This is a genomic window from Rhizobium giardinii bv. giardinii H152 (assembly GCF_000379605.1).
Taxonomy (GTDB): Bacteria; Pseudomonadota; Alphaproteobacteria; order Rhizobiales; family Rhizobiaceae; genus Pararhizobium; species Pararhizobium giardinii.
Map to the genome: position 1 here is coordinate 216,202 of NZ_KB902724.1, position 23,596 is coordinate 239,797.

The following is a 23,596-nucleotide window of genomic DNA, read 5'->3' on the forward strand; positions in this document are numbered from 1 at the left end:
GCCATCAATGATAAGCGCTATACTGATAGGACGGAGTTGGCGATTGCTCGGCGAACCTCGGTCAGGGCATGATCTGATCGTTTGATAAAGATTGGAGAAGAGAGATCCGAGAGCCTGCTTCGGATCTTTCTGTCTAAGCGTGGATCCGTTCCGGCTCTACCAAATGGTATGGTTCTACAAGGCAGTCTGCAGGGATGCCCCACTCCTTGTGCAGCTTGCGGATCATATCGACAGTGAGCGCACGCCGCTTGTTCAAGACCTCTGAGGCGCGTGAGCGGGAATCGAAAAGGGCAGAGAGATCAACCTGGGTGCGGCCGGACATCTCCATGTGGGCTTTGATCAGTTCAACGGGGTCCGGGGCCTCGATTGCATAGTGCTTGTCTTCGTAAGCCTCGATGAGGGTGGAAAGAATATCGAAGCGATCGGCTTCCGCCGTGCCAAGTGCTGGCTGGCTGTCAAAATACCGCGCGACCTCTGCAATAGCCCATGCAAGATCATCATCTGTTCTGATGGCTCGAATGTTTTCCATTACACTGTCTCCGGGTTGATGGCGTCGTATTCCCTGTGAGTGCCAATGAACTTTATGAGCACTCGTCTGAACGGATAGGCGACGTGCACGACCAGGCGATATTTATTGCCCGAAATGTCGAAGATGAGGCGACTATCGCTTACAAAATCGACATTGGCGCCGAACATCGCCTTTACGTCTGCCGGACCTGTCCAGTCCGCTTTGCTGACAATCGCATGCCACGTTTTCAAAGGTGTTTCTGCTTGGCCATGAACCTCCCGGAACTGCTTCAATGTGGACTTCGCGATAATTTGCATGAATTATTAAATTCCCAAATTGGGAACAAATCAACAGTCGGTCGACTTTTTAGGTAACATCGTGCGACGGAATATTGTGGTACTTTCTACCTATTTCCGGACTTTCGGGTAAGCAACGACCGAACCCGCCTCGCGCCGGAAAGCTGCGGGGCTCTTCGACGTCCATTTGCGGAAGGCGCGGTGGAAGGCGCTGGGCTCGGAGAAGCCGACCTGGGCGGCAATGTCTCCAACACTGCTGTGGCCATGCAGCAGCATTTCGATCGCAAGGTCACGACGGATTTCGTCCTTGATGCTGGCATAACTTTGCCCTTCACTTTGCAGGCGGTGGCGCAGCGTCGATGGAGACATTTTCATCTGCGCGGCAAGTTCACCGAAGCTGGACCATGCCGACGGTGTCGCTTGCCGCAGCCGCTTGCGTACACTGGCGGCGAGGCCAGCGTCATACCGATAGCGCACCAGAATATTGGCCGGCGCGCCGCGGAGAAATTGCTTCAAGGCCTGCTCGGTTCGAACGATCGGCAGCTTCAGCACCGCGCGGTCGAAGGCAAGGCGGCTGACGGGTTGTGAAAACTGTACAGGCGCCCCGAAAAACAGGCGGTAATCGGCGCCCTGTTGCGGCTCGGCACAACGGAAGTCCACCCTGCGGATCGGGATGCGACGCCCGACCAGCCAGCAGGTGATGCCATGCAGCAGGATCCAGTAGGTGCGGTAGGCGAAGGCCGAGCGGGCCTCGCCCTTGTCCGTCAGCACGATTTCGGCGAGGCCGTCGCGGATAACGAGTTCGCCGTTTGGATCTTCGAGCACAACGCCGAGAAAACGCAAGGCACGCCGTAGCGCCTGTTCCAGGGTCTTTGCGTGCAGCACGCAATGGCAAAGCAGCGTGAAGCTGCCGCGGCGCATCGGGCGCCCGCCCATGCCGAAGAATTCGTCATCGACCGCGGCTGCAACCGCCAGCCAGAGGGCGCCATAGGCTTCAGCGGAAATCGGCCTTTCGATCACTGGCGGCAGGCCGAGCGACGCCAGCAGCGGCGCCGTCGGCTTGCCCTGCCGCCGCAGGCAATCCAGCGCCTCCTCCACGAAGGAGGGCGAGATCATCCGCCGGTCCGCATCTGCCATCGCTTCTCCTCCCGTATGGCAAAACTGGCCGAAAAATGAAGGACAGTTCTGTCATCGATTGCAATACTGCGTCGGCGTAGAGTCGCGCAAGATGGCGCAGTCAAAAAGGGCGCCAAGGATCAAGCGCGGCAGGGGAGGGCTGTAGATGGATCGAAAATCAGCACCCGTGCCCGTTCGAAAAGGGAGCGGACGATCATGTTGATCCCTGGCAAGGTCTTTGTGGTGACAGGTGGCGGGTCGGGCTTGGGCGCGGCCGTCGCCCGCATGCTGGTCGAGGCTGAAGCCAGCGTCGTCATTGCCGATGTCAACCTTGATGCCGGCGAGCGGATCAGCGCCGAACTGGGTACAACGAGCGCGCGTTTTGTGCGCACCGACGTCACCAGCGAAGCGGACGGTCTGGCGGCGGTCAACGCAGCGCTTGAGGCCTTCGGCCACCTGCATGGTCTGGTAAACTGTGCAGGCGTCGCGCCCGGCGAAAAGGTGCTGGGTCGCGACGGTCCCCATCGCCTCGAAAATTTCAGCCGCGCCATCGGCATCAATCTAATCGGCACCTTCAACATGATCCGTCTTGCGGCGTCGGTCATCCAGAACGAGGAACCGGACCGCGAAGGCGAGCGGGGCATCGTCGTCAACACCGCTTCGATTGCGGCCTTCGACGGACAGATCGGTCAGGCGGCATACGCGGCGTCGAAGGGCGGGGTCGTCGGCATGACCCTGCCGATCGCGCGCGAACTGGCGCGCCACGGCATCCGCGTCGTTTCGATCGCACCCGGCATTTTCGAAACGCCGATGATGGCCGGCATGCCGCAGGACGTTCAGGATGCGCTGGGCAAGGGCGTGCCCTTTCCGCCGCGGCTCGGCCGCCCTGCAGAATTTGCGGCGCTGGTGCGCCATATCTGCGAGAATACGATGCTGAACGGCGAGGTGATCCGCCTGGACGGCGCCTTGCGAATGGGGCCGCGTTAAGGCGAGCTCCGGGAGGTTGACATGGCAATGCTTGATCCAATCGTCATCGTCGGTTCCGCCCGCACCGCAATGGGCGCGTTTCAGGGCGAACTAAAGGATGCAACCGCTCCGCAACTCGGGGCTGCGGCCATTCGCGCCGCCCTCGAGCGCGGCGCCGTTTCCGCCGACGCGGTGGAGGAAGTGGTTTTCGGCTGCGTCCTGCCGGCCGGCCAGGGGCAGGCGCCGGCGCGACAGGCAGCGATCGGCGCTGGCCTGCCCTTCGCGACAGGCGCAAGCACCGTCAACAAGATGTGCGGCTCGGGCATGAAGGCGGTGATGCTGGCGCATGACCTAATCGCGGCCGGCAGCGCGAACATTGCTGTTGCCGGCGGCATGGAAAGCATGAGCAATGCGCCCTATCTGCTCGATCGTGCACGTGGCGGTTACCGGCTCGGTCATGGCCGCATCATTGATCACATGTTCCTCGACGGGCTGGAGGATGCCTATGACAAGGGAAGGCTGATGGGGACTTTCGCGGAAGACTGCGCTGAGGCCTATCAGTTTACCCGGCCCGCGCAGGACGATTTTGCGGTGACGTCGCTGACGCGCGCGCAGAAGGCTGTCGAGGAGGGACTTTTCGACGCCGAAATCACGCCCGTCACGGTGAAGAGCGCAAGAACGGAGCAGGTCGTCAGCCGCGACGAACAGCCCGGAAAAGCGCGATTTGAGAAAATCCCGACGCTTAAACCTGCCTTCCGTGAAAACGGAACGGTGACGGCCGCCAATTCCTCTTCGATTTCCGACGGCGCGGCCGCCCTGGTGCTGATGCACCGCTCCGAAGCCGATCGCCGGGGGCTCACGCCGCTTGCGACCATTGCCGGTCATGCGACCCACGCGCAGGCGCCCAATCTCTTCGCGACCGCGCCGATCGGTGCCCTGAACAGGCTCTCCGAACGGACCGGCTGGGATTTGAAGGATGTCGATCTTTTCGAGATCAACGAAGCCTTTGCCGTCGTTGCGATGGCCGCGATGCGCGACCTCGACCTGCCGCATGATAAGGTCAATGTGCATGGCGGTGCCTGTGCGCTTGGACATCCGATCGGCGCGTCCGGCGCCCGCGTCATCGTCACACTGCTGGCCGCGCTCGAACGTTACGGGCTGCAACGCGGCATGGCCTCGCTTTGCATCGGCGGCGGCGAGGCTACTGCCATCGCGGTCGAGCGGCCGTGATCGGGCTGGGAGGAGACCGATAGATGATCCTGACTGAACAGCAAGTCCAGATTCGCGACATGGCTCGCGACTTCGCCCGCGAACGCCTGATGCCAGGCGCCGCCGAGCGCGACGTGTCGCATTCCTTTCCGAAAGACGAATTGAAGGAGATGGGCGAACTCGGCTTCCTCGGCATGCTTGTGCCTGAGGCCTACGGGGGCTCGGAGACGGGAACCGTCGCCTACGCCGTCGCTATCGAAGAGATAGCCGCCGGCGATGGCCCTTGCTCGACGATCATGAGCGTTCACAGTTCCGTCGGCTGCGTGCCTATCCTCAAATTCGGGACGGAGGAACAGAAGCAGCGCTTCCTGCCCAAGCTCGCGTCCGGCGAATGGATCGGCGGTTTTGCACTGACGGAACCGCAGGCCGGTTCGGATGCTTCAAACCTGCGCACCCGCGCTCGCCGCGACGGCGATCACTACGTGCTTGACGGCGCCAAGCAGTTCATCACATCGGGCAAGAACGGGCAGGTAATCATCGTTTTCGCCGTCACCGATGCCGCTGCCGGCAAGAAGGGCATTACCGCCTTCATCGTGCCGACGGATACGCCCGGCTACGAGGTCGTGCGCGTGGAGCACAAGCTCGGCCTGCATTCCTCCGATACCTGTCAGATCGCTTTTACCGACATGCGTATCCCTGCGGATTTGCGGCTTGGGCAAGAGGGTGACGGCTACAGGATCGCGCTCGCCAATCTCGAAGGCGGCCGGATCGGCATTGCGTCGCAATCGGTCGGCATGGCGCGCGCGGCCTTCGAGGCGGCGCGCGACTACGCCCGCGAACGCATCGCCTTCGGCAAGCCCATCATCGAACATCAGGCGGTCGCCTTCCGCCTCGCCGACATGGCAACGCGGATCGAGGTTGCACGGCAAATGGTGTTGCATGCCGCGCAATTGAAGGAAAGCGGGGAGCCCTGCCTGACCGAAGCCTCGATGGCCAAACTCTTTGCCTCGGAAATGGCGGAAAAGGTCTGCTCGGATGCGATCCAGATCCATGGCGGCTATGGATATATGTCCGATTATCCGGTTGAGCGCATCTACCGCGATGTCCGTATCTGCCAGATCTATGAGGGAACAAGCGACGTGCAGCGCATCGTGATTGCGCGTACTCTGTGAAATGAGGGCCCCTCGTTTTCCCGGAGAGAGCAGGAGAGCGTGGGCGAAAAGGGAGGAAGAACGAGGGCATGACCGAGTTCCCGCAATTAAGTCTGCATGTTCCGGAGCCGGCCGTCCGGCCCGGCGATCAGCCGGATTTTTCCAACGTCAAGATCGCCAAGGCCGGCGTTGTGCCACGGCCGGAGGTCGATGTCGCATCGGAAGAGATCCGCGATCTCGCCTATTCGATCATTCGCGTCCTCAACCGCGACGGCAATGCGGTCGGTCCCTGGGCCGGCTTGCTGTCGGACGAGGAGCTGCTGACGGGCCTGCGCAACATGATGAAGCTGCGTGCCTTCGATGCCCGCATGCTGATGGCGCAGCGGCAAGGCAAGACCTCGTTCTACATGCAGCATCTCGGCGAGGAGGCGGTCAGCTGCGCGTTCCGCAAGGCGCTGCGCAAGGGCGACATGAACTTCCCGACCTATCGCCAGGCAGGGCTACTCATTGCCGATGACTATCCGATGGTCGAAATGATGAACCAGATCTACTCGAACGAGAGCGATCCGCTGCGCGGCCGGCAGCTGCCGATCATGTATTCCTCGAAGGAGCATGGCTTCTTCACCATCTCCGGCAATCTCGCCACCCAATATGTCCAGGCGGTTGGCTGGGCCATGGCCTCGGCCATCAAGAACGATACCAGGATCGCGGCGGCGTGGATCGGTGACGGTTCGACGGCGGAATCGGATTTTCATTCCGCGCTCGTCTTTGCCTCGACCTACAAGGCACCGGTCATCCTCAACATCGTCAACAATCAGTGGGCGATCTCGACCTTCCAGGGCATTGCCCGAGGCGGCTCCGGCACGTTTGCCGCGCGTGGTCTGGGTTTTGGCATCCCGGCTCTTCGCGTCGATGGCAACGATTATCTGGCCGTCTACGCCGTTTCCAGCTGGGCGGCCGAGCGCGCCCGGCGCAATCTCGGGCCGACGCTCATCGAATACGTCACCTATCGCGTCGGCGCGCATTCGACCTCAGACGATCCGAGCGCCTATCGCCCGAAGACGGAATCCGAAGCCTGGCCGCTCGGCGATCCCGTTCTGCGCCTCAAGAAGCATCTGATCGCCAGGGGTGTCTGGTCTGAGGAACGGCACGTACAGGCGGAAGCCGAGATCCTTGACGAAGTGATCCAGGCACAGAAGCAGGCGGAGGCGCACGGTACGTTACATGCCGGCGGTAAGCCCTCGGTGCGCGACATCTTCGAGGGGGTCTATGCCGAGATGCCCGCACATATTCGCCGCCAGCGGCAGAAGGCAGGATACTGACATGGCCAGAATGACAATGATCGAGGCGGTGCGCAGCGCCATGGACGTCTCGATGGAGCGCGACGACGACGTGGTCGTCTTCGGCGAGGACGTTGGCTATTTCGGCGGCGTCTTCCGCTGTACACAAGGCCTGCAGGCAAAATACGGCAGGACCCGCTGTTTCGATACGCCGATCAGCGAAAGCGGCATCGTCGGGACGGCGATCGGCATGGCTGCTTATGGCTTGAAACCCTGTGTGGAGATCCAGTTCGCCGACTACATGTATCCGGCCTACGACCAGATCACCCAGGAAGCTGCCCGCATCCGCTACCGCTCCAACGGCGATTTCACCTGCCCGATCGTCTTGCGCATGCCAACCGGCGGCGGCATTTTCGGTGGCCAGACGCACAGCCAGAGTCCGGAGGCGCTGTTTACCCATGTCTGCGGCCTGAAGGTCGTCGTCCCCTCCAATCCCTACGATGCCAAGGGGCTGCTGATCGCGGCGATCGAGGACCCGGACCCGGTGATGTTCCTCGAACCGAAACGGCTCTACAACGGCCCCTTCGACGGCCATCATGAAAAGCCGGTCACGCCCTGGTCGAAGCATGATCTTGGTGAGGTCCCCGAAGGCCACTACAGCATCCCGATCGGCAAGGCCGAAATCCGCCGGCCAGGATCCGCCGTCACCGTCATTGCCTATGGCACCATGGTTCACGTTGCGCTGGCAGCAGCCGACGAAATGGGCATCGATGCGGAGGTGATCGATCTGCGCAGCCTGTTGCCACTCGATCTCGACACCGTCGTGCAGTCCGTCACCAAGACCGGCCGCTGCGTCATGGTACACGAGGCGACCCTGACGTCCGGCTATGGCGCTGAGGTAGTGGCGCTGGTGCAGGAGCATTGTTTCTACCATCTGGAGGCACCGGTGGTGCGCGTAACCGGATGGGACACGCCTTATCCGCATGCGCAGGAATGGGACTATTTTCCGGGACCCGCCCGCGTCGGACGCGCGCTCGCCGAAGTCATGGAGGCGTGACCATGGGTGAATTCATCATCAAGATGCCGGATGTCGGCGAAGGCGTGGCCGAGGCCGAGCTCGTCGAATGGCATGTGAAACCAGGCGATCCCGTTCGTGAGGACATGGTGCTGGCAGCCGTCATGACCGACAAGGCGACGGTCGAGATACCCTCGCCGGTGACAGGCACGGTTCTGTGGCTGGGGGCAGAGATTGGCGATACCGTTGCCGTCAAGGCGCCGCTGCTGCGCATCCAGGTGGCAGGTGAGGGGGGCGAGGTCACTGCTGCTCCGATGCCGGAAACGGTGACCATGGACACCATCGAGGAGCAATCTCCCGCCGCGAAGGTGGAAAGCCCGCCGTCAGTCGAGGTGAAGAGACCAGTGCAGCCCGCACCAGTCGCCCGTGCCGTGGTGCAGTCGCCGGCAGACAAGCCGCTTGCCTCGCCGGCCGTTCGCCTTCGGGCGCAGGAGAGCGGCATCGACCTGCGTCAGGTCCCGGGCACCGGGCCAGCAGGACGCATCACTCACGACGACCTCGACCGGTTTCTTGCGCGTGGCGCTCAGCCCTCGGTCACGCCGGCGGGTCTTGCCATGAAAACGGCGGTCGAGGAGATCAAGGTCACCGGCCTTCGCCGCCGTATCTCCGAAAAGATGGTGCTCGCCACCTCGCGCATTCCCCACATCACCTATGTGGAGGAGATCGACGTCACTGATCTCGAAGATCTGCGGACGACCATGAACGCCAGCCGCAAACCGGACCAGACGAAGCTGACGATTCTGCCCTTTCTGATGCGGGCGATTGTGAAAGCGGTCGCGGAGCAACCAGGCGTGAACGCCACTTTCGATGACGATGCCGGCATCATCACGCGCCACGGTGCCGTCCACATCGGCATTGCGACCCAGACGCCGGCGGGCCTCACCGTCCCGGTCGTGCGTCATGCCGAAGCGCGCAACATCTGGAATTGCGCCACCGAACTGGTGCGCCTTGCGGAAGCGGCAAGAACTGGATCCGCCCTGCGCGAAGAGCTTTCCGGCTCGACGATCACCATCACCTCGCTCGGGGCCATGGGCGGCATCGCGACGACGCCGATCATCAATCACCCTGAAGTGGCCATTGTCGGCGTCAACAAGATCATGACGCGTCCCATGTGGGACGGCAGCCAGTTCATTCCGCGCAAGATGATGAACCTGTCGTCGAGCTTCGATCACCGGGTCGTGGACGGCTGGGACGCGGCGGCCTTCGTCCAGCGGCTCAAGGTGCTGCTCGAAACCCCCGCGCTGATTTTCATTGAAAGCTGATGCCATGAAAGAGATCGTCTGCAAACTTCTGGTCATCGGCGCCGGTCCCGGTGGCTATATCTGCGCCATTCGCGCCGGGCAGCTTGGGGTCGATACCGTCATCGTCGAAGCCGTCAAAGCCGGCGGCACTTGCCTCAACATCGGCTGCATCCCGTCCAAGGCGCTTATCCACGCTGCCGAGGAATTCGAAAAAGTCAGTCATATGGCCGGCGCGAAAAGCCCACTCGGCATCAGCGTCGAGGGTCCAAAGCTCGATCTGACCAAAACCGTTGCCTGGAAAGATGGCATCGTTGGCCGGCTGAACAGCGGTGTGCTCGGCCTGTTGCGCAAGGCCAAGGTCAAGATCGTCCACGGACGGGCAACCTTCCGCGACGGTAAGACGGTCGAGGTTGAGACGGAAACGGGAACGCAGGTCATCCGCGCCGAGACGGTGGTGATCGCGACTGGCTCCGAGCCGGTGGAACTGCCGTCGCTGCCCTTCGGAGGGCCGGTCATATCCTCGACCGAGGCGCTGTCGTTGAAAGCCGTGCCCCAGAAACTCGTCGTCGTGGGCGGCGGCTATATCGGGTTGGAACTTGGGATTGCCTTCGCCAAGATGGGCTCTGCGGTGACGGTCGTCGAAGCGACGCCGCAACTCCTGCCGCAATATGATGCCGAACTGGTAAAGCCCGTTGTCAAGCGGCTGGGCGAACTGGGTGTGCGGGTCGTGACCGGCGCGAAGGCCAGGGGGCTTTCCGGTGAAACGCTGCTTATCGAAACCACCGAGGGCGAGGAGCGGCTTGCTGCCGACAAAATCCTCGTGACCGTCGGGCGCAAGCCGCGTACCGAAGGCTGGGGGTTGGACGAACTCGACCTCGACCGCGCTGGCAAATTCCTGCGCATTGACGAGCGCTGCCGGACGTCGATGCGCGGCGTCCATGCCATTGGCGATATCACCGGCGAGCCGATGCTGGCCCACCGCGCCATGGCGCAGGGCGAAATGGTTGCCGAAATCGTGGCGGGAAAGAAGCGAACATGGGACAAGCGCTGCATCCCGGCGGTCTGCTTCACCGACCCGGAAATCGTCACCGCCGGCTTTTCGCCGGACGAGGCGAGGGCGCAAGGTTTTGAAATCCGCGTCGGGCAGTTTCCGTTCAACGCCAACGGCCGGGCCATGACCACGCTTTCCGAGGATGGATTCGTTCGGGTGGTGGCGCGCGCGGACACCAATCTCATCCTCGGAATTCAGGCCGTCGGCGCCGGCGTCTCCGAACTGTCGAGCACCTTTGCGCTGGCAATCGAAATGGGCGCGCGCCTGGAAGACGTCGCCGCAACGATCCACGCGCACCCGACGCGCAGCGAAGGCTTCCAGGAAGCCGCTTTGAAAGCCCTTGGCCATGCCCTCCACATCTGAACCCGTTTCTCTCGGCGCTGCGCCGCAAACACTGGTCGATCGCGATGGCGCGCTTGGCCGTATCCGGCTCAATCGTCCAAAAGCGCTGAACAGCCTGACGCTTGAGATGGTCCGCGACATCGAAGCTGCGCTTGACCGGTTCGAGTACGATCCGGCCATTACCGCTGTTCTTGTTACAGGCGAGGGCGAGCGCGGCCTTTGCGCCGGCGGCGATATCCGCGCCATCTATGAGGCCGGAAAGGCCGGGTCGGGATTGCCGGCAACCTTCTGGCGTGAAGAGTACCGTCTCAATGCCCGGATCGGCCGCTATTCCAGACCCTATATCGCCTTTATGGATGGAATCGTCATGGGTGGCGGTGTCGGCATCTCCGTCTATGGCAGCCACCGTATCGTGACGGAGCGAACCCGTTTTGCAATGCCGGAAACCGGCATCGGCTTTTTCCCCGATATCGGTGCGTCCTGGTTCCTGACCCGCCAGAGCCACGAACTTGGGACTTATGTTGCGCTTGCTGGCGAGCCGCTCGGCGCCGCCGATGTCATTATGGTCGGCCTCGCAGATCGTTTTGTTCCGTCGGAACGCCTGCCGGCCCTCGCGGAGGCTTTGGCGGGTCTTCCAGCGGAAGCCGCGAGTGAAGTGATATCCGCGCGCATCCAGGATTTTTCGGCCGCGCCACCTGCAGGCGCACTCGAACCGCATCGGCAGGCGATCGATCGCCTGTTCGCCTTCGATACGATGGAGGAGATAGTCGAAGCCCTGCGTCGGGATGGCAGCCCGTTCGCCGAAAAAGCCCTTGTCGTCCTTGCGGCAAAATCACCGCTCAGCCTCAAGGTCACGCTTCGCCTGCTGAGGCTCGGACGGCAGACAGCACGCCTGGAATCCTGTCTCGAACGGGAGTTCGCCGCGACCGCGGCGGTGCTGCGCAGCCAGGACTTCTACGAAGGCGTGCGCGCGGCCGTCATCGACAAGGACCGCAATCCGCAATGGCATCCCGGCCGTCTTGGTGACGTCACCGAAACGCAGGTCGCTGCCTACTTTCAACCATCTGCCCATCCGCTTTTTTCGGACACGAATGAGGGAGGACCCCGCGCATGACATCCATCGGCTTTATCGGTCTCGGCCACATGGGTGGCCCGATGGCGGCCAATCTGGTCAAGGCCGGATACACGGTCAGGGGCTTCGACCTGTCGCAGGCATTGCTGGAGCAGGCACGGCAAACCGGCGTGATTCCGTGTGCGTCCCTCGCCGAGACAGTAGATGCCGTAGATACGGTCATCACCATGCTGCCTGCCGGTAAACACGTGCTGTCTGTGTGGGAGGAACTGGTGGTCTCCGTGCCCTCCGGCACACTGCTCATCGACTGCTCGACCGTCGACATCGACAGTGCCCGCAAGGCGCATGCCATGGCTGCGGCGGAAAATTGTCCTTCTCTCGACGCACCGGTTTCCGGGGGCACCGGCGGGGCGGCGGCGGGCACGCTGACCTTCATGATCGGTGGTCACGAAAACGTCTTCGCCAAGGGACAACCCATATTCGCGGCAATGGGCAAGCGCATCATCCACTGCGGCGGCGCGACGGCGGGTCAGGCGGCAAAGATCTGCAACAACATGATCCTCGGTATCAGCATGATCGCCGTTGGTGAGGCCTTCGTGCTCGGTGAGAAGCTCGGCCTCACACATCAGGCGCTTTTTGACGTGGCGTCTGTCTCCTCGGGCCAGTGCTGGTCGCTTACCACCTATTGCCCCGTGCCCGGTCCGGTTCCCACCTCGCCGGCCAACAACGACTACCAGCCCGGTTTTGCCGGAGCGCTGATGTTGAAGGACCTGAAACTCTCACAGGAGGCGGCGGCAGCGACCGGAGCGACGACGCCGCTCGGCGCCAAGGCCACGGAACTCTATCGACTGTTCAATGAACTCGGAAACGCCGACAAGGACTTTTCGGGTATCATCAACCTGTTGCGCGAAAAATCAGGCGGCGGAGCCGCGTGAGGGATCCAGCCTGCGGCCGTGAAAATTCAGGAGCAAGACAATGGAAAGACCGATCATCATCGAACAGCAGGACCGGGTCGTGATCATTACGTTGAACCGGCCCGCTGCCCGCAATGCGCTGAATTCGGAGATCATGCACGCGCTGGCAGCCGAACTCGCGCCATTTGACCGCGACCCGGGCGTCGGCTGTTTCGTGCTGAAAGGCTCGGACAAGGCTTTTGCCGCGGGCGCCGACATCAAGGAAATGGCCGACAAATCCTTCTCCGACATGTTCGGTGACGACTTCTTCGCAGCCTGGGATCGCTTCGCTTCCTTCCGCACGCCGAAGATCGCCGCCGTGTCGGGCTACGCGCTCGGCGGCGGCTGCGAGCTGGCAATGATGTGCGACATCATCTTCGCCGCCGACACGGCCATGTTCGGCCAACCCGAAATCAAGCTTGGCGTGATGCCCGGAATGGGCGGCTCCCAGCGGCTGACGAAACTCGTCGGCAAATCGAAGGCGATGGACATGATCCTCACCGGACGGATGATGGACGCGACGGAGGCCGAACGCTGCGGCCTCGTCGCGCGTGTCGTTCCGGCAGACAAGCTGATGGATGAAACACTGGCTGCTGCCCGCACCATTGCCGGCTACGGCAAGGCCGCAACCATGGCCGCGCGCGAAGCCGTTGATCGCGCCCTTGAAGGGGGGTTGCGCGAGGGCCTCCTTTTCGAGCGGCGCCTGTTTCACTCGCTCTTTGCAACCGCTGATCAGAAGGAAGGCATGACGGCGTTTATCGAGAAGCGGGACCCGAAGTTTCAGGGAAAATAATCCCTCTCCCCAGAAAACAGGCGGCGACAGCAATGGTTCAGGCGGGTCGGCTATCAGCCGTCACCGCCTTTACGCGTTTCCCAAGGCGGCAAGAAACCTGCTGTCCCCACGCACCCCTCATCGTACTTCAACCACACGTCGCATGCAGTCCAGAATAGGACCAATCTGATACCGCATCAACGCGTATGAAAATGAATTTCATAAAATAAAAATTTTAGCGGATTTCAGTTGACGATGGTGAAAATCTGCCTCAGTCTGAGAAAATAAATTACGATACAAACGGGGAATACCAGAAGAATGAAAGTCGGCATCATCGGGCTCGGATTCCGGCTGGGCTATCTGGGCTATGTCTTCAAGGCTATGGATGAAAGCTTCGAGATCGCCGGTTATGTCGATCCGAAACCGGCCGGCCTGTCTGGTCTTGTGGAAAAAGGCATTTCCGCCGGCACCGCCTATGAGACCCCCGAAGAGCTGATCGCCAACGAAAAGCTCGATCTTCTGATGATCGGTTCGCCGAACCACATGCACCTTGATCATATCCGCATCGGACTGCAGTCCGGCCTCAAGGTCTTCAGCGAAAAACCGATTGTCACGACCGTCGAGGAAAGCCTGGAACTTGCCCGGCTGATGGCCAGGTACGGGCATGAACGGCTAATGGTCGGTCTTGTGCTGCGCTATGCGCCGATGTATCGCGACCTGCGCGCCGCCCAAGCTGCCGGAACGCTCGGTCACGTCGTGTCGATCGAAGCGGCCGAGCACATTGAGCCATACCATGGCGCCTTCTTTATGCGCGACTGGCGCCGCTACGAGCGCTATTCCGGCAGCTTCATGCTGGAAAAATGTTGCCACGACCTCGATCTCTATAATGGCATCGTCGGCGCGCGGCCCGAGCGGGTCGCAAGCTTCGGGGGTCGCAAGAGCTTTATCCCCGCCAACGACCCAGCCCGTGAGGGCATCAACGACCTCGAACTCTTCCATCGCAAGCCGAGCGGCTGGATGGGCTCCGACAAGGTTTTCGACAGCGATGGCGACATCATCGATTACCAGGTGGCGATCGTCGAATATGCCAACGGGGTCGGCATGAACTTCCACACCAATCTCAACGTCCCCGACCAGTTCCGCCGCTTCTGCATCATGGGCTCGCGCGGCATGGCCGAGGGCGATTTCATCCGCGGCTATTTCGACGTCCACGAGATGCTGACCGGCAAGAAGGTCATCGAAAACAAATATGCCGCGACTGAACTGTCGCAGCACTACGGCGCCGACGAGCAGATGGCGACCGATATCATCGGCCATGTCCGAGACGGCCGCGCACTGCCCGTCTCGACGCTCGATGCGCTCGAAGCCGGCATCCTGGCTTTATCGATGGACGAGGCGCGGCGCAAGCGAAGCGTCGTCGATCTGCGGCCAATCTGGGATCGCTTCGACGAAGCGCTCCACGCCCGCGCGGCGTGAGGAGGCGGCAGGATGAGTGTTCAGCGCAGCACCGTCATCTTCGCCTGGATCCTCCTGCTGCCGGCTCTTCTCTATGTCGCGGTGATCGTCGCCTATCCGCTGGTGGACACTTTCATCCTGTCGTTCACCGATGCCTCGCTGAAGAAAACCACCAAATGGGTCGGCTGGATCAATTACGAAAAGATCTTCAACGCCACCTTCGCCGAGGTCATCATCCGCACCTTCGTGTGGACCTTCTTCTCGGTGTCGATCAAAATGATCATCGGCGTCTTCGGCGCCTCGATGCTGAACGCGGCTGTCCCCGGCCGGGCGCTGTTTCGCGTGCTGACCATGCCGCCATGGATCGTGCCGATGGCCATCGGCATCTTCATGTGGGGCTGGATGTATAATGGCCAGTTCGGCATGATTTCCGGGGTCCTGCAGCGGGTTGGCTTTGCAGACGGGCCAATCGCTTTTCTTGCGCAGGGCTCGACGGCCTTCTGGGCAACGATTATCACCGACGTCTGGATCGGAGTGCCGCTGGTGACGCTCTATATGCTGGCCGCGATGCAATCGATCCCGCAGGATTTGTATGAGGCGGCCTGGACCGATGGCGCCGGCCGTTTCTATCGTTTCCGGCGCATTACCGTGCCGCTGCTGATCCCCTCGCTGATCACGATGTCGATGCTGTCGCTGATCGCAACCTTTAATTCCTTCGACATCATCTGGATCCTCACCCGCGGAGGTCCGAGCGGCGAGACCACGACGATGATCATCGATACCTACCGCACGGCAATCGGATCGAACAAATACGGCGAGGGTGCCGCCCGCGCCGTACTGATCTGCATCTTTCTGTCGATCTTCTGTCTCGCCTATTTCCGCGTTACCAGCCGCCTTTCCTCGGGAGAGAACCGATGAGCCAGCCTTTGATGGTCAACCGCTATCGATGGTACGAATTGATCGGCATCTATGCGGGTATCCTGGCCTTTCTTACTTTCATCCTGGCGCCCTTCGTCGAGGGTTTCCTGGTTTCGCTAAAGCCGCTCAGCCAGCTCTTTTCATCTCCGTATCGGTTCATTCCGCAAAATGGGTCCTTCGAGGCTTACCGGACGATGTGGGTCAGCGTTCCAGGCTTCGCCCGCTATATTTTCAATTCCTTCTTTATCTCGACCATCGTGACCGCCGTCGTTCTGATGCTGGTTGTCCCTGCGGCCTATGCCTTTGCCCGCTTCAAATTCAGGGGATCGGGCCACCTGCTCGGCGCCTTCCTCGCGGTCAATATGTTTTCCGGTGCGGTGCTGCTGATCCCGCTGTTCCGGCTCATGCGCTCCTTCGGTGTTTTGAACACCTACTTCGCCATCATCGTGCCGGGCGTCGCTTTCCTGATCCCGTCTGCCATCTGGCTTTTGCGCACCTACATGATGCGCATTCCAAGGGAACTCGACGAGGCTGCATTCGTCGATGGCGCGAGCCATTTCTATACGCTGCGCCGCGTTATCCTGCCGATCGCCATGCCAGGCATCACGGTGGTTGCAATCACCACCTTCATCGGCTCCTACGCCCAGCAGTTCATCTACGCGCTGACCTTCAATTCCAAGACGGAATACGCGCCGCTGCCGGTGGGCCTGTTTGCCTATTTCGGCCGGCAGGAGGTCATCTGGAACGAGCTCATGGCCGCGAGCTTCGTCGGCATTGCGCCAGCCATGATCGTGATCTTCTTCCTGCAACGCTATCTCGTCAGCGGGCTGACCGCCGGCGCGGTGAAACAATAAGCCGAACCACCAGAGAAAAATGGGAGCTAAAAACGTGACAATTCGTTTCAAGACCGGCCATTTCACGACCGGAGTGTTTGCCCTTGCCTTGCTCGGCTCGACCGCGCTCGGCTGCATGACCGCACAGGCTGCTGACCAGGAAATCAGCTGGATCTATTGCGGCGACAAGATCGACCCGATCCATGAAAAGTACATCAAGGAATGGGAAGGCAAGAACGCCGGCTGGAAGATTGCACCGGAAGTCGTCGGGTGGGAGCAGTGCCAGGACAAGGCAACGACGCTTGCTGCTGCCGGCACACCGGTCGGCATGGCCTATGTCGGCTCGCGCACGCTGAAGGAGTTCGCGCAGAACGATCTGATCATTCCGGTTCCGATGACGGAAGACGAGAAGAAGAGCTACTATCCGAACATCGTCGACACTGTGACGTTCGAGGACAACCAGTGGGGCGTGCCGATCGCCTTCTCGACCAAGGCTCTCTATTGGAACAAGGACCTGTTCAAGGCTGCCGGCCTCGATCCCGAAACGCCGCCGAAGACCTGGGCTGAAGAGATCGCTTTCGCCAAGCAGATCAAGGAAAAGACCGGAACGGCCGGCTACGGCCTGCCGGCCAAGACCTTTGACAACACCATGCATCAGTTCATGCACTGGGTTTACACCAACAACGGCAAGGTGATCGACGGCGACAAGATCGTTATCGACAGCCCCGAAGTGCTGGCAGCGCTGCAGGCCTACAAGGACATCACGCCCTATTCCGTCGAAGGCGCTACCGCCTACGAACAGAACGAGATCCGTGCCATCTTCCTCGACGGCAAGGTCGGAATGATCCAGGCCGGCTCGGGTGCTGCCGCCCGACTCAAGGACACAAAGATCAATTGGGGTGTTGCAGCGCTGCCGCTCGGCACCTCCGCCAAGGGGGAAGGCACGCTGTTGATCACCGACAGCCTGGCGATCTTCAAGGGAACCGGCGTTGAGGAGAAGGCGGCCGAGTTCGCCAAATACATCACCTCGACCGACATCCAGCACGAATACGAACTGCAGGGTGGCGCCGGCCTGACCCCGTTGCGCCCTGGTGCAGTGGTCGATGAATTCGTTGCCAAGGAGCCCTATTGGAAACCATTCATCGACGGCATCGCCTATGGGGGTCCAGAACCGCTCTTCACCGACTACAAGGGCTTCCAGAACACGATGATCGAGATGGTCCAGTCGGTGGTAACCGGCAAGGCAGAGCCCGCCGACGCACTCAAGAAGGCGGCTGCCGACCTCGAGCAGTACAAGTAAGGCCATCGGACCGCGAACCCACCGGTTCGCGGTCCAATTCTTCTGCTATGAAAAGGCTGCTTCCGTCGGCGGCCGGAGACAGATTCTTGGGACAGCTCAATCTCAACACGGTTCAGAAATTCTACGGCACGTTCGAGGTGCTCAAAGGCATCGATCTCGAGGTCAAAAACGGCGAGTTCGTCGTTTTCGTGGGGCCTTCTGGTTGCGGCAAGTCGACCCTGCTCAGAATGATTGCCGGTCTCGACGAGACCAGCGCGGGTGACATCCTGATCGACGGCAAACGTGTCAACGACCTGCCGCCGGTCAAGCGCGGGATCGCTATGGTCTTTCAATCCTATGCTCTCTATCCGCATATGACCGTGTTCGAGAACATCGCCTTTCCGTTGCGTGTCGAAAAGATGCAGGAGGACAAGCTCAAGGCCAAGGTGGAAAACGCTGCCCGCATCCTTCACCTCGACCAAAGGCTCCAGCAGAAACCGGGACTGCTGTCCGGCGGCCAGCGTCAGCGCGTGGCGATTGGCCGGGCGATCGTGCGAGAGCCGAAGATCTTCCTGTTCGACGAGCCCTTGTCGAACCTCGACGCGGCGCTGCGCGCAGACATGCGCATCGAATTGGCGAAACTCCACCGGCAGCTGAAGGCGACGATGATCTACGTCACGCACGACCAGGTCGAGGCGATGACGATGGCGGACCGGATCGTCGTCCTCAATGCCGGGGAGATCGCTCAGACCGGCGCACCGCTCGAACTCTACCACAAGCCCGCCAACATGTTCGTCGCAGGGTTCATCGGCAATCCGAAGATGAACATGCTTCCCGTTATCTGCAAATCCGTCGGCGCCACAGGCGTCGAGATCGAATTCCAGGGACAGACTGCGACCATCCCCGTCGAAGGACGCGCCGGCCTCGTCGGACAGCCATTGACGCTCGGCATCCGCCCGGAACACATCCAGTTCGGCGCCGCGGACCTAGCAATGACAATTGCGCCTTCTGTGATCGAACACCTCGGCGCCCACACCGTCGCCTATGCGGCCGTCAACGGAGAAGGCGAGAACTTTTGCGCCATGCTGCCAGGCAGCGCAGCGATCCGCACGGAGGAGACGGTTCCGGTCGGCCTCAATGCCGCCGATTGCCATCTCTTCGATGCCCACGGCATTGCCCTTGAACGCCGGCTGGAACTCGGCGATGTCGATATAGGGCTGTTGAACGCTGGCGCGGTCTGAGGGCTGCCGAGCCTCGCCGCTAACGATGAAAAGCTCGGGGTCGACGAACATCACGAGATTGGCGAGTGGTGTCGGCGCAGCGGTCACCGCGAACCGACAAGTCCTCAGTATGCAAGCCGGCTTTCCGGAGAATGCCGGGAGCTTTTCGGCCACGTATTTTGACATGGACCGGCCTGTCGCTCTCGGCCTTGCTCCGGGTGCGTTTGTGAGAGACGTCGAGAAAGCGGAGGGGAACTATGATCCAGAGTTGTATATCTTGCCGGACTGATCGGCCAAACGCGCGACTTGTCGAAGGCATTTCAAATCGCGCTGCTGATCACCGACCGCCTGCAGCCTGGCTTGGCGGAAAGGTACGCCCGCTTCGCACGCGCTGCAAACGAACTAGTCGCGGAGGGCGGCCGTTGAAAATCGGCCAAGAGCCGTGCGGCGCGCCGAATATGTTGGCGTGCAAGCGAGCGGATCTCGCGCTCGGCGGTTGGTTAAGGGTGCCTTGTGACGAGCGATCGCATAGCCTTGGATGCGGACGCGGTCGCGTTTTCTCAAGCCGCGCCTTGCGCATCTCCGTGCGGATTGTCCGCCATCGGCCAGATGTCGCGCGGCGCCCGGCGATAGGCAGTGCGGGCCGGGTTGTTCGGGTAGGGGGTGCCTGCCGAACAGTAAAGGATTTCCGAGGCGATCGGGGCGAAGGAGGCGTAGAAATGGTTGGTCGATTTGATCACCAGTATCTTCCTCGACGTCGGCTCGATGCCCATCACCGAAAACAGACTTGGATCGAAGCTCTGCGCCCGCGTCGAATTCAGGATGATGTCGATGCCGTTGAGCTGGATATGCGCTGCATCGCCGAAGGGTGCAAAGCTTTCCCCGAAACGCATTTGGGCATTGCGCACCAGCCGGATGACCTTGACGATGCCGTCGATCGGATTGCCGGTGCCCGGCGCCGATTTCGCGCCGAAGCGCAACTGGATCCGGGCGCCTTCGCCGGCCGCCATGCAGATCTGCACCGCCATCGGGTCCCAGATCGTGCCGACTGCCGTGTCCTTTGCGCCCTGCGTCAACAATTCCGCTAAAAGCACGGTCGCATCGCCGGCTGTGCCACCGCCCGGATTATCCCAGGTGTCGGCGATCACCACCGGACCGTTCGCCGCGGCAAGCGCGCGCGACACGGCTTCCCTTTCGTTGATCTGCGGCATGATGAAGGTGCCGCGCTTGGCGAAGAGCTCAAGCCCGAGTTCGCGTGCGAGAACCGCTCCTTTGTCCGGCTTGCCGTCGGTGAGCACGACCATCTTCGTTCCCATCTCCGGCACGTCGCCGGCCATGAAGCCATGCACGACGGAGATCGACAGGATGTCGGGGTCTGCAGCTTCCATCCGCATGATTTTGTCGACGAACGAGCGCATCGGCTCGCGCGAGGTCGGATATACGTCGATCATGCGACAGTCGAACACCGACATCGCCGGCTTGACACGGCCGGCAAGGGTATCGAGTGCGATACGCCACAGATCCTCGGCGCGGTCAACGAAATCGGTATGGGGAAATTCCTTGAAGTAGACGAAGAAATCGGCGGCGGCCAGGCGCTTCGCGGTCAAGTGACTGTGCGGATCGAGCTCGGCGCAAACGAGGACATCTGGGCCGACAATATCGCGCACGCGCGTGAGGAAGTCGCCTTCAGTGTCCTCGTAGCCGTCGGCGACCATGGCGCCGTGAAGTCCGAGTACCACTGCGTCGACCGGAAGTGTCGCCCGCAGTTGATCGAGTATCTCGTCGCGCAGGCCTTCATAGGTCAGGCGATTGACGAGGCCTGCCGGGTCCGCCCACGCGGCAGTGCCCTCGATCAGGTCGAAACCTTTTTCCGCCGCCAGCCGGCGGCCGACGGTGATTGGAGCCGAGCAGAGCGTCGGTGTTTCCGGATGTTTGCCCGGCGGCGCGTAAAGCGAGGCTTCAAAGGCGCGACGATCGACGCAGATCGGCGAGAAAGTATTTGTTTCGGTCGCCAGGGTGGCGGTGAATATCCGCAATGCCGTTGCCTCTTGCTCGCTTCTCAGGCCTCACCCATCGGATTGGGCAAGTAGCCGGTGAAGCCGCAGATCTTCCATCGCCCCTGGTGCAGGCGGCAATAATAGACTGTCTGCCACTTTAGGACGTCGACGCTGCCATCCGTTTTCTTCAGGCTGCCGTCGAATTTCTTGCGGGCAAGTGCCATGTCGCCTTCAATCTCGATGTCCTCAAGCGTCGTGGTCGTGAAGATCGCAGTGCGCGGGTCTTCGCCAAAGGATTGCCGCGCGAAGTCTTGTGCCTGCCGCAGCCATTCGTTGCAATAGGCATTCAGCGAAGGGAAGGCAAGCCGCCATTTATCGGGGCTTACATTGTGTCTGCCATCGATGCCGATGAAGCCCTCTTCGACGAAATCCCCGGCGACCTTCGACCAGTCGGCGGAAAGAAAGGCATCGATGTCGCGTTCGACCAACATTTGCCATATCGCATGGCGGCCTGCGTCGGACGGTGGAAACGGATTGCGGAAAGGATCGCGCACGTTTGCTCCCGATATTGAAATTCTTTTCATAAACGGCGTTTTTCTCTAGTCAAATTCCGCTTTCTGTGGTCATTTGTCAACGCATTACGAAAATAATTTGCATGAAGAAGGGGTGTCCATGAAACGTTACGGCGCCGAACAGACGGGTGCTGGCGGCAAGCCGCTGCCATTTGCGCGCGCGGTTGAGGCGAACGGCTGGCTCCACGTTTCCGGACAGGTTGCGATGGAGAACGGCGAGATCATTGAGGGCGGCATCATTCCGCAGACCCACAGGACCATCGGCAATCTGATGGCGATTCTTGCCGAGGCGGGTTACGGACCCGAGCACGTCGTCCGCGTCGGCGTCTGGCTGGACGATCCGCGCGATTTCTGGACCTTCAACAAGATCTATCAGAGCTATTTCGGCGAGCATCCGCCGGCGCGCGCCTGTGTGCAGGCGTCGATGATGGTCGATTGCAAGGTTGAGATCGATTGCATCGCCTATAGAGAAAAGGCGGCGCAAGTCTGAACACGGTACCGACGGAGGGTGGACATAGGGTGAGAATCGTGTGCCGGATCGCAGCATTGCCGCGGTTTTCAGGCGGCCTCCGCAAGGCGGCCGACGATCCCATGAAAGGTGCACTTTAAATGGATATTTTCTCCACGCTTCAGGAAGAGAAGACCAAGCTCTCGCAGGCCGAAGGCCGCATTGCCGAGATCCTGCTCACCGATTTCGAATTTGCCGTAAATGCCTCGATCATCGAGCTTGCCGGCAAGGCCGACGTCTCGCCGCCGACCGTCACGCGCTTTTGCCGCCGTCTTGGCTGCGAAAGCTTTTCCGACTTCAAGGTGCAACTGGCGCGCACCGCCTATGTCGGCATGCGTTATCTGAAGCCCGAGCCGAAAAGCCGGGAGCCCGCCGACGTGGCGCAGGATATCGTCACCAAGGCGCAGAACGCCCTTTTCCTGCTGCACCGCAATCTCGACCTTGCGGCGATCGAACAGGCAACCGAGCGGCTTGCATCGGCGGACATGATCTATGCCTTCGGCTCGGGCGGCAATTCCTCGATGATCGCCAGCGAATTGCAGAACCGGCTTTTTCGACTTGGGTTGCGCGTCACGGCCAGTGCCGACCACAGCATGCAGTTGATGATGGCGGCGGCGGCAAAGCCCACCGACGTTCTGATCGGTTCGTCGTTTTCGGGGCGCAATGCCGAGCTCGTGCGGTCCTTTACGCTGGCGCGCGAGCAAAAGGTGGCGACGATTGCCTTGACCCAGAGCGGCAGTCCGGTCGCCCGCGCAGCCGACATCACCGTGCCGGTCGATCTGCCTGAGGGAAACAACATCTACCGGCCGACCTCGACCCGGATCGCCTATCTCGCCCTCGTCGATATCATTGCCAGCCTCGTTGCCTACCACGTGCAGCCGCAGGCGACCGTGACGCTACGGCGTATCAAGCAACAGCTCGTCGCCCACCGCGATGGCGATGACCGCCAGCTTTTAGGGGACTGACATCCATGTTCAGAAGGGAACCGGCATGCCAGCATCCGTCGCGATCGTAACCGGCGCCGGCGGCGACATTGGCCGCGCCATCGCCCGCCGTCTTGGCGAAGATCATGATTTCGTTCTAATGCCCGATCTCGACGGCGCTGCGGCCGAGACGGCGGCAATTAGTCTGCGTGATCCGGGCAAATTCGTTGCCTTTACCTGCGACATTACCGATCCGGCAAATGTTGCCGATATGGCAAGCCGCGCGGCCGAGCTTGGCCAGGTGCGAACCCTCGTCAACAATGCGGGCGCGGCGCGGGCGGTCAGCCTGCACGACACGACGCCGGAAATCTGGCGTATGGACAGCGTGCTCAATCTGGAGGCTGCCTTCCTCTGTTTTCGCGCAGTCGAAGCGGCGTTGAAGGAGACGAAAGGCTCGGTCGTCAACATCGCCTCGGTCAACGGTACCAATGTCTTCGGCCATCCCGCTTATAGCGCCGCCAAGGCCGGCCTATTGCACCTGACGAAGCTGATTGCGGTGGAATACGGCAAGTTCGGCATTCGCGCCAACGCCGTCTCGCCCGGCACGGTGCGCACGCAAGCGTGGGAGGATCGCGCGGCCGCCAATCCGAATGTCTTTGAAGATGCCAGGCGCTGGTATCCGCTGCAGCGGATCGCCACTCCGGACGATGTCGCCAATGCTGTCGGCTTTCTGGCGAGCCCGCTTGCTGCAGCAATCACCGGCGCCTGCCTGCCGGTCGATTGCGGCCTGACGGCGGGGCAGGCGGAACTCGCCCGCACCTTTTCCCAGTCGGATCACTACTAGAACACGAGGAACAGA

23 protein-coding genes are annotated in these 23,596 nt (G+C 61.2%); 18 read left to right on the forward strand and 5 right to left on the reverse strand.

Annotation, left to right across the window (positions count from 1 at the left end; all coding sequences use genetic code 11):
- Positions 1-133: 133 nt before the first annotated feature.
- From A3AY_RS0129590 to A3AY_RS0129600, 3 genes are all read right to left on the reverse strand, one after another.
- On the reverse strand, positions 134-529 hold the full coding sequence (locus A3AY_RS0129590) for a helix-turn-helix domain-containing protein (RefSeq protein ID WP_018329289.1): 396 nt from the start codon (positions 527-529) through the stop codon (positions 134-136).
- A complete protein-coding gene (locus A3AY_RS0129595) occupies positions 529-825 on the reverse strand; it encodes a type II toxin-antitoxin system HigB family toxin (RefSeq protein WP_018329290.1) in 297 nt (98 codons plus the stop codon). The genes A3AY_RS0129590 and A3AY_RS0129595 overlap by 1 nt, the downstream gene beginning before the upstream one ends.
- 90 nt (positions 826-915) lie before the next feature.
- The gene (locus tag A3AY_RS0129600; protein WP_018329291.1) at positions 916-1,941 is read right to left on the reverse strand and encodes an AraC family transcriptional regulator; all 1,026 of its coding nucleotides are present in this window, start codon (positions 1,939-1,941) and stop codon (positions 916-918) included.
- A 195-nt stretch (positions 1,942-2,136) separates the two neighbouring features.
- On the opposite strand from A3AY_RS0129600, the gene A3AY_RS0129605 reads away from it, so the two are divergent.
- From A3AY_RS0129605 to A3AY_RS0129675, 15 genes are all read left to right on the forward strand, one after another.
- On the forward strand, positions 2,137-2,907 hold the full coding sequence (locus tag A3AY_RS0129605; RefSeq protein ID WP_018329292.1) for a 3-hydroxyacyl-CoA dehydrogenase: 771 nt from the start codon (positions 2,137-2,139) through the stop codon (positions 2,905-2,907).
- A 21-nt stretch (positions 2,908-2,928) separates the two neighbouring features.
- Positions 2,929-4,116: an acetyl-CoA C-acyltransferase gene (locus A3AY_RS0129610; protein ID WP_018329293.1), complete on the forward strand. Its 1,188-nt coding sequence runs from the start codon at positions 2,929-2,931 to the stop codon at positions 4,114-4,116.
- 23 nt (positions 4,117-4,139) lie between these two features.
- The gene (locus A3AY_RS0129615; RefSeq protein WP_018329294.1) at positions 4,140-5,267 is read left to right on the forward strand and encodes an acyl-CoA dehydrogenase family protein; all 1,128 of its coding nucleotides are present in this window, start codon (positions 4,140-4,142) and stop codon (positions 5,265-5,267) included.
- A 68-nt stretch (positions 5,268-5,335) separates the two neighbouring features.
- Positions 5,336-6,568 carry a 3-methyl-2-oxobutanoate dehydrogenase (2-methylpropanoyl-transferring) subunit alpha gene (locus A3AY_RS0129620; protein ID WP_018329295.1) on the forward strand — a complete coding sequence of 411 codons (1,233 nt, stop codon included), beginning with the start codon at positions 5,336-5,338 and terminating at the stop codon, positions 6,566-6,568.
- 1 nt (position 6,569) lies between these two features.
- Positions 6,570-7,583, forward strand: coding sequence for an alpha-ketoacid dehydrogenase subunit beta (locus A3AY_RS0129625; RefSeq protein WP_018329296.1), 1,014 nt, complete (start codon positions 6,570-6,572; stop codon positions 7,581-7,583).
- Positions 7,584-7,585: 2 nt separating this feature from the next.
- Positions 7,586-8,863, forward strand: a complete 1,278-nt coding sequence (locus A3AY_RS0129630; protein WP_018329297.1) for a dihydrolipoamide acetyltransferase family protein — start codon at positions 7,586-7,588, stop codon at positions 8,861-8,863.
- Positions 8,864-8,867: 4 nt separating this feature from the next.
- Positions 8,868-10,256, forward strand: coding sequence for a dihydrolipoyl dehydrogenase (gene lpdA, locus A3AY_RS0129635; protein WP_018329298.1), 1,389 nt, complete (start codon positions 8,868-8,870; stop codon positions 10,254-10,256).
- Positions 10,240-11,349 carry an enoyl-CoA hydratase/isomerase family protein gene (locus A3AY_RS0129640; RefSeq protein WP_018329299.1) on the forward strand — a complete coding sequence of 370 codons (1,110 nt, stop codon included), beginning with the start codon at positions 10,240-10,242 and terminating at the stop codon, positions 11,347-11,349. The genes lpdA and A3AY_RS0129640 overlap by 17 nt, the downstream gene beginning before the upstream one ends.
- Entirely contained in the window at positions 11,346-12,242 is an 897-nt protein-coding gene (mmsB, locus tag A3AY_RS0129645; RefSeq protein ID WP_018329300.1) for a 3-hydroxyisobutyrate dehydrogenase, read from the forward strand. The genes A3AY_RS0129640 and mmsB overlap by 4 nt, the downstream gene beginning before the upstream one ends.
- Before the next feature lie 40 nt (positions 12,243-12,282).
- Positions 12,283-13,053: an enoyl-CoA hydratase gene (locus tag A3AY_RS0129650; RefSeq protein ID WP_018329301.1), complete on the forward strand. Its 771-nt coding sequence runs from the start codon at positions 12,283-12,285 to the stop codon at positions 13,051-13,053.
- A 297-nt stretch (positions 13,054-13,350) separates the two neighbouring features.
- Positions 13,351-14,508, forward strand: a complete 1,158-nt coding sequence (locus tag A3AY_RS0129655; RefSeq protein ID WP_018329302.1) for a Gfo/Idh/MocA family protein — start codon at positions 13,351-13,353, stop codon at positions 14,506-14,508.
- Between the two features lie 12 nt (positions 14,509-14,520).
- Entirely contained in the window at positions 14,521-15,405 is an 885-nt protein-coding gene (locus A3AY_RS0129660) for a carbohydrate ABC transporter permease (RefSeq protein ID WP_018329303.1), read from the forward strand.
- The gene (locus tag A3AY_RS0129665; protein ID WP_018329304.1) at positions 15,402-16,259 is read left to right on the forward strand and encodes a carbohydrate ABC transporter permease; all 858 of its coding nucleotides are present in this window, start codon (positions 15,402-15,404) and stop codon (positions 16,257-16,259) included. The genes A3AY_RS0129660 and A3AY_RS0129665 overlap by 4 nt, the downstream gene beginning before the upstream one ends.
- A gap of 115 nt (positions 16,260-16,374) precedes the next feature.
- On the forward strand, positions 16,375-17,538 hold the full coding sequence (locus A3AY_RS0129670; RefSeq protein ID WP_234913136.1) for an extracellular solute-binding protein: 1,164 nt from the start codon (positions 16,375-16,377) through the stop codon (positions 17,536-17,538).
- Between the two features lie 86 nt (positions 17,539-17,624).
- Positions 17,625-18,758, forward strand: coding sequence for an ABC transporter ATP-binding protein (locus A3AY_RS0129675; protein WP_018329306.1), 1,134 nt, complete (start codon positions 17,625-17,627; stop codon positions 18,756-18,758).
- Between the two features lie 539 nt (positions 18,759-19,297).
- Here A3AY_RS0129675 and A3AY_RS0129685 read toward each other — a convergent pair.
- Together A3AY_RS0129685 and A3AY_RS0129690 are read right to left on the reverse strand one after the other, a co-directional pair.
- Positions 19,298-20,773, reverse strand: a complete 1,476-nt coding sequence (locus tag A3AY_RS0129685) for a M81 family metallopeptidase (RefSeq protein ID WP_018329308.1) — start codon at positions 20,771-20,773, stop codon at positions 19,298-19,300.
- Between the two features lie 23 nt (positions 20,774-20,796).
- Positions 20,797-21,288 (reverse strand): hypothetical protein, encoded by a 492-nt coding sequence (locus A3AY_RS0129690; protein ID WP_018329309.1) that lies wholly within the window; start codon positions 21,286-21,288, stop codon positions 20,797-20,799.
- 112 nt (positions 21,289-21,400) lie between these two features.
- Between A3AY_RS0129690 and A3AY_RS0129695 the strand changes: the two genes are divergently transcribed.
- From A3AY_RS0129695 to A3AY_RS0129705, 3 genes are all read left to right on the forward strand, one after another.
- Positions 21,401-21,796, forward strand: a complete 396-nt coding sequence (locus tag A3AY_RS0129695; protein WP_026203967.1) for a RidA family protein — start codon at positions 21,401-21,403, stop codon at positions 21,794-21,796.
- Positions 21,797-21,915: 119 nt separating this feature from the next.
- The gene (locus A3AY_RS0129700; protein ID WP_018329311.1) at positions 21,916-22,779 is read left to right on the forward strand and encodes a MurR/RpiR family transcriptional regulator; all 864 of its coding nucleotides are present in this window, start codon (positions 21,916-21,918) and stop codon (positions 22,777-22,779) included.
- Positions 22,780-22,804: 25 nt separating this feature from the next.
- Positions 22,805-23,581, forward strand: coding sequence for an SDR family oxidoreductase (locus A3AY_RS0129705; protein ID WP_018329312.1), 777 nt, complete (start codon positions 22,805-22,807; stop codon positions 23,579-23,581).
- Positions 23,582-23,596 lie beyond the last annotated feature (15 nt).